At 70.4% G+C, this 6,389-nt stretch carries 5 protein-coding genes and 1 pseudogene; 5 read left to right on the forward strand and 1 reads right to left on the reverse strand.

Annotated features, from left to right (window positions below; translation table 11 throughout):
* The first annotated feature begins 416 nt into the window (after positions 1-416).
* From FNH08_RS41665 to FNH08_RS41680, 4 genes are all read left to right on the forward strand, one after another.
* On the forward strand, positions 417-1,217 hold the full coding sequence (locus tag FNH08_RS41665) for an ABC transporter permease (protein ID WP_322726315.1): 801 nt from the start codon (positions 417-419) through the stop codon (positions 1,215-1,217).
* Between the two features lie 88 nt (positions 1,218-1,305).
* The gene (locus FNH08_RS41670; protein WP_228034693.1) at positions 1,306-2,142 is read left to right on the forward strand and encodes an ABC transporter permease; all 837 of its coding nucleotides are present in this window, start codon (positions 1,306-1,308) and stop codon (positions 2,140-2,142) included.
* A 5-nt stretch (positions 2,143-2,147) separates the two neighbouring features.
* Positions 2,148-3,191 (forward strand): ABC transporter ATP-binding protein, encoded by a 1,044-nt coding sequence (locus tag FNH08_RS41675; RefSeq protein WP_228034692.1) that lies wholly within the window; start codon positions 2,148-2,150, stop codon positions 3,189-3,191.
* 170 nt (positions 3,192-3,361) lie between these two features.
* On the forward strand, positions 3,362-4,315 hold the full coding sequence (locus FNH08_RS41680; protein ID WP_152776719.1) for a DUF1707 SHOCT-like domain-containing protein: 954 nt from the start codon (positions 3,362-3,364) through the stop codon (positions 4,313-4,315).
* A gap of 318 nt (positions 4,316-4,633) precedes the next feature.
* Here FNH08_RS41680 and FNH08_RS41690 read toward each other — a convergent pair whose 3' ends face one another.
* Positions 4,634-5,962 carry an SGNH/GDSL hydrolase family protein gene (locus FNH08_RS41690; protein ID WP_152776720.1) on the reverse strand — a complete coding sequence of 443 codons (1,329 nt, stop codon included), beginning with the start codon at positions 5,960-5,962 and terminating at the stop codon, positions 4,634-4,636.
* A 238-nt stretch (positions 5,963-6,200) separates the two neighbouring features.
* On the opposite strand from FNH08_RS41690, the pseudogene FNH08_RS51250 reads away from it, so the two are divergent.
* Positions 6,201-6,389, forward strand: a pseudogene (locus FNH08_RS51250) (hypothetical protein); the annotation flags it as partial.

The raw sequence follows: 6,389 nt of genomic DNA on the forward strand, positions 1-6,389 counted from the left end.
GATGAAGCCGTGGCGGGGTCGTCCGGGGCGGGACGGTCCGGGTCCTTGCCGGGGCCGTTATCGGAAGGCGTGGCGGGTTCGCCCTGGGGAGGACGGCGTCGGGCGGGGCCCGGTTCCGGTTCTCTGGGTGCCCAGCCCTGGCGGTCCTGCTTCGGCTGCGGCTCGTCGCTCATGGTGCTGCCATGCTCCTGTTTCGCGTCGCACGTTCCCGTACGCCCTCGTACGCCTTCAACGCCCCCACCTGAAGACTGTTGCACCACCTGTTCCGTTCCCGGTGCGCGGCACACGCCGCGCCGGAAAAACACGTGGCACGCCTCTCCACCCGCGCACTAGGCTCTTCCGCTTGTGCCCGAACCGGCCTGGACCGGCCTCGCGGCGCTCTCGGCACAACTCTTCGCAGCGGATGGAGGTTCCTCGTGGGGACAGGGCGGTTGTACGTCGCTGTCGCCGCCGGTGGATTCAGGCGGTACGCGACGTATCGGGCGGCCACCGCGGCAGGGGTGTTCACCAACACCGTCTTCGGCTTCATCCTCGCATACACCTACATCGCCCTCTGGGCCGAGAAGCCCCATCTCGGTGGCTACGACGAGGCACAGGCACTCACCTACGTGTGGGTCGGCCAGGCGATGTTCGCGGTGATGGTCCTGGGCAGCAACGGTTTCGAGGCGGACCTGATCGAACGTATCCGTACGGGTGACATCGCGATCGACCTGTACCGGCCCGCCGATCTCCAGGCGTGGTGGCTCGCCGCGGACACGGGCCGCGCCCTCTTCCAACTGCTCGGACGCGGTGTCTTCCCCATGGCCTGCGGCGCGCTCTTCTTCGATCTCGCCTTACCCACCGACCTGTTGACGTGGGCCGCCTGCCTCGTCGCGATCGCTCTCGGAACGGTCGTCAGCTTTGCGATCCGGTACATCGTCGCGCTGTGTGCGTTCTGGTTGATGGACGGCGCCGGTGCGATGCAACTCACGTGGCTCGGCGGGATGTTCTTCTCCGGGATGCTGCTGCCGCTGAACGTCTTCCCCGGCGCGCTCGGCGAGCTCGCCCGTCTCCTGCCCTGGTCGGCGCTGCTCCAGGCGCCGGCGGACGTCCTGATGGGGGAGGCGGACCCCCTGAGCACGTTCGCCTTCCAGGCCGGCTGGGCGGTCGTCCTGCTGGCGGTCGGCCGGATGATCCAGTCGGCGGCGACACGGAGGGTGGTGGTCCAGGGTGGCTGAGACCGAGCAGGTGAATGAGACCCGCGCAACCCCCGGCTCCCACAGTTCCCACGGCTCCCGGAGCCCGCAGGAGGCGTACGGCGAGGACCTGTGGCCAGGCCCGTACGGACCGTACAGCCGACTGCGCGACGGGCTGCGTGCCTATCGCATGATCGCCGCCATGTGGATCCGCTCCACGATGGCCTACCGCGCCTCCTTCGCCATGACCGCCTTCGGCAACTTCGCGGCGACGTCCTTCGACTTCCTCACGATCCTGCTGATGTTCTCGCAGGTCGACGAACTCGGCGGCTACAGCCTGCCCGAGGTCGCCTTCCTGTACGGGGTGGTCGGCGTGGCCTTCGGGCTCACCGACCTGGTGATCGGCTCCATGGACCGGCTCGGGAGCCGGGTCCGTGACGGCACGCTGGACACCCTCCTCGTCCGTCCCGCGCCGGTGCTCGCCCAGGTCGCCGCGGACAAGTTCGCGCTGCGCCGCCTGGGCCGGATCGCGCAGGGGCTGTTCGTGCTCGGGTACGCGGTCGCCGTGCTCGACATCGCCTGGACGCCGCTGAAGGTGCTGATGGTCCCGATGATGGTGCTCAGCGGAGCAATGATCTTCGGGGCGGTGTTCGTGGCGGGCGGCGCCTTCCAGTTCGTCGCGCAGGACGCGTCCGAGGTGCAGAACTCCTTCACGTACGGCGGCGGCACCCTCCTGCAGTACCCGCCGAGCATCTTCGCCAAGGAACTGGTGCGCGGTGTGACCTTCGTCGTCCCGCTCGCCTTCGTCAACTGGGTGCCCGCGCTGTACGTGCTCGGGCGGCCCTACCCGCTCGACCTGCCGACCTGGGTGGCCTTCACCCCGCCGCTGGTGGGGGCGGGCTGCTGCGTGCTGGCGGGGCTCGTCTGGCGCGCGGGACTGCGTTCGTATCGGAGTACGGGGAGCTAGCGCACATGGACAGGGACGACATGAACGGTATCGACGGCACCGAGGAGAGGGACCGTCACTTCATCGAACTCGACCGCGTCGAGAAGGTCTTCGACGTTCGCAAGAAGACCGGGTTCCTGCGCAGCGAACGGCGCGAGGTGCGGGCGGTCGACTCGATCTCCTTCACCGTGGCGCGCGGCGAGATGGTCGGTTACATCGGCCCGAACGGTGCCGGGAAATCCACCACCATCAAGATGCTGACCGGCATCCTCACCCCGAGCGGCGGCCGGGTGCGGGTCGCCGGCATCGACCCCTCCCGCGAGCGCACCCGTCTCGCGCACCGCATCGGTGTCGTCTTCGGCCAGCGCACCACCCTCTGGTGGGACCTGCCGCTGATCGACTCGTACCGGCTGATGCACCGCATGTACCGCATCCCGGACGCCCGTTACCGGGAGAACCTCGACCGCTGTGTCGAACTCCTCGAACTGGGCGACCTGTTGGACGTCCCCGTACGCCAGCTCTCCCTCGGGCAGCGGATGCGCGGCGACATCGCGGCCGCGCTGCTGCACGATCCCGAGGTGCTGTACCTGGACGAGCCCACGATCGGCCTCGACGTGATCAGCAAGGCCAAGGTGCGGGAGTTCCTGCGGGACCTGAACACCGAGCGCGGCACGACCGTGCTGCTCACCACGCACGACCTCCAGGACATCGAGCAGGTCTGCCGGCGCGTGATGGTCATCGACCACGGCCGGCTCATGTACGACGGTCCGATCGCCGGACTGCACGAGGTGGGCGACAGCGAGCGGACCCTCGTGGTGGACCTGGAGCGGGAGCTGCCCCCGATCGAGGCGGCGCCCGCGCGGGTCGTGAAGGTGGAGGGCCCGCGGCAGTGGCTGGCCTTTCCCGCGTCCGAGTCGGCGGCGCCGCTGGTGGCGCGGGTCGCGGCGGAGTACCCACTGGTGGACCTGTCCGTGCGGGAGCCGGACATCGAGGCCGTGATCGCGACGATGTACGCGGAGCAGGCGGACCGCGCCCGGCGGGCGGGCGAGGCGGAGGAGGCGGTTTCGTAGCAGGCTTAGTAGCCGATTCCGTAGCCCGGTTCCGTGGCCGGTTCTGTAGCTGGTTTCGTCGCTGGTTTCGTATGCGGTGTGCGGCCCGTGGGCCCAGCCCGCGTCTGGACTGTCCGGATGTGGGGATCGTTTCGTAGCCCGGCGGGCGGGTTGCTCGTAGGCTGGCCTTCATGACCGACGCTGCGTCTTCCGGGGGAAACGACGATCAGCGGCTGACGCCGCAGGCCCCCATACCCTCCGGGCCCGAAGCCCGGTCCTCCTCCGACAGTCTCCGTGCCTCGGACGCCGACCGCGAACGGGTCGCCGAGCAACTGCGGGACGCCGTGGCGGAGGGCCGTCTCGACATGGAGGAGTTCGAGGAGCGCCTGGACGCCACGTACAAGGCCCGTACGTACGGTGAGCTGACTCCGATCACCCGCGATCTGCCGGGGTCGGGCGCGGTGGCGCCGCCGCCCGTGTCGATGGTCAAGGAGCCTGCGGAGCGGGGGAGTTGGGCCGGGCGGATCGTCGGTGGCGAGGGCTCGTCCACCTGGGGTGTCGCCGTCATGTCGGGGTTCGAGCGCAAGGGGCGCTGGACGGTGCCCAGGCAGTTCAACTGCTTCGCGTTCTGGGGCGGGGGCACGATCGACCTGCGCGACGCCGATTTCGCCGACCGTGAGGTCACCATCAACTGTGTGGCGATCATGGGCGGTATGGAGATCATCGTGCCGCCGGGCGTCGAGGTCGTGGTCCGCGGAATCGGGATCATGGGCGGTTTCGACCACAGCGAGGAGGGCGTCCCGGGCGACCCCGGCGCGCCCCGCGTGATCGTCACCGGCTTCGCCTTCTGGGGCGGTGTCGGCATCGAGCGCAAGCTGCCCAGGGCGGAGCGGCAGCGCCTGAAGGAGGCCCGCCGCCAGGAGAAGCTGGAGCGCAGGGAGGCGCGCAAGGAGCTGCACGCCTCCCGCCGCGACCACCTGCACGATCCGCATGGCCTGCACGACGCCCACCGCGAGGCGATGGAGCAGGTCCGCGACGCCCTGGACGACCACCGCGAGGCCCGCCGCGAGGAGCGCGAGGCCCGCAGGGAAGAGCGGGACGCACGCCGGGAGGAGCGGGAGAGGCGCAGGCGCGGGCACTACTGACCGCGACCCCTCGCGACCCCCGGATCGGACCCCGCCCCGGGGGTCGCGGGGGCTCGGGCCCCGACCCGATCCGGACCGGACTCGGACTCGGACTCGGACTCGGATCCGGACTCGGACTCGGATCCGGACTCGGATCCGGACTCGGATCCGGACTCGGACTCGGACTCGGATCCGGACTCGGACTCGCACCCGGATCCGGACTCGGATCCGGACTCGGATCCGGACACGGGCCCCGACCCGGACCGGGTTCCCGGGCCGGTCCCGGTTCCCGGGTCGGGACCCGCACGTTGTCGCGCGTCCGGGGGCGGGGGTCGTCTCTCAGAGTTCGGCCGGGGCCGCGCCCTTCAGGCTCTTCAGGTCGAAGACCTCCGCCATCCGCGCGTACCCCTTGTCGCTGGGGTGGAGGTGGTCGCCCGAGTCGTAGTCGGACCGCAGCCGGCGCGGGTTGTACGGGTCGCGGAGCGCCTCGTCGAAGTCGACGTACGCGTCGTACACGCGGCCCGCGCGGATCTGGGCGTTCACGGCCTCCCGTACGGCCTCGCGGTCGTCGCGGTAGCCGCGGTGGCCCTGGAAGGGCATGAGGGTCGCGCCGACGACGCGCAGCCCGCGGGCGTGGGCCTGGGCGACCAGTTTGCGCTGCCCGTCGATGATCGTGGCGGGGTTCACCTGACCGGGGTTGCGCAGGATGTCGTTGACACCGAGGTCGATGACGACGGCCCGGACACCCGTGCGGCCGAGCACGTCACGCTGGAAGCGGGACAGACCGCTCGGGTTCTCGGCGGGGCGGCCGAGGCCGTTGGCGAGGATCTGGTTGCCGCTGATGCCCTGGTTGACCACGCTGTAGCGCGGCACGTCGTCGGAGCCGGCGGCTTCGCGCATCCGCTGGGAGAGGACGTCGGTCCAGCGCCGGTTGGCACCGACGGTCGAGGTCACGCCGTCGGTGAGCGAGTCGCCGACCACGACGACCGTGCCGTCCGACTCGTTGCTGAGCACGTCCAGCGCGGTGAGGTAGCGCCAGTACATGGTCTGAGTGGTGTACGGCTCCCCGGTGACGTCCTCCGTGCGGTCGCCCTCGGCCGTGTACGAGATCTGCCGGGCCTGCGGGTGGAAGGTGACCGGGCCGGACGGTGTGGGGGAGTACGTGGTCACGAGCACGTCGGTGTCCGGCGGCACTGTGACGCGTACGACATCGCTCAGGACCTGCTGGCCCGGCTGGATGACGACCGACGGGGTGCCGCCGAAGGTGAGGCGGCGCATCGTGTCGGCCGCGGCGGCGGGGTTGTTCGCGGCGGCGGCCACCGCGAGGGAGGCGTGTGTGATGGTGAGCGGCTGCTGGCCGTAGAGGTTGGACAGCGTGATGCGGGCACTCGTACCGCCGGTGCCGGTGTGGACGACGTTGCGGACGGAGCGGCCCGCGAGGCCGTTCGTCTCCGTGCCGGGCTCGCCCCCGACCGGGGCGGCGGACCAGGCGCCGACCCAGGTGCCGGTGGAGGCGGGAGCCGCCTGGTTGCGCGAGGCGCGGTTGCCTGTGAACGTCTCCGTCTTGTGGCCGTCGTCGAAGCCGACGCCCACGTATATGGCGGCCGAGACGGCCAGGACCAACGCGCAGAGCGCGGCGAGCAAGGCATAACCGTGACGCCTGGTCATGCGGTGCGTGTCTCCTCGGGAAAGGGAGCCCGAGGCTCCGATGTGATCACCCCATGATGCGTCATGGGGCAGGGGAGACTCGCCAGGACCCCCGTCGATTCCCCCGACCGGACAGACGCTGGGAACTCCTGTTCCGTTCCAGGAGTCGTTCAGGAAAAGGTCACACAAGCGTCACACAGTCGCTGAGCGGGGCCGGGAAGGGACAATGGGGTATCGGGGACGCGAACGGGTGGAGTGAATGAACCGCACGAATCCGAACATGCCGCGCAAGGAGGGCAGGTCCGCCCTGCCCGAGGGAGCCCTGGCCGAGGGAGCCCTGGCCGAGGGAGCCATTCCCGATGGAGCCATCCCCGAGGGAGCCCTGCCCGAGAGGCCCGACGGGGCTTCGGCGAGTGGGCGCTCCGAGGGAGGCGCGGCCTCCATCGGC

It is taken from the genome of Streptomyces spongiae, assembly GCF_009377185.1.
Taxonomy (GTDB): Bacteria; Actinomycetota; Actinomycetes; order Streptomycetales; family Streptomycetaceae; genus Streptomyces; species Streptomyces spongiae.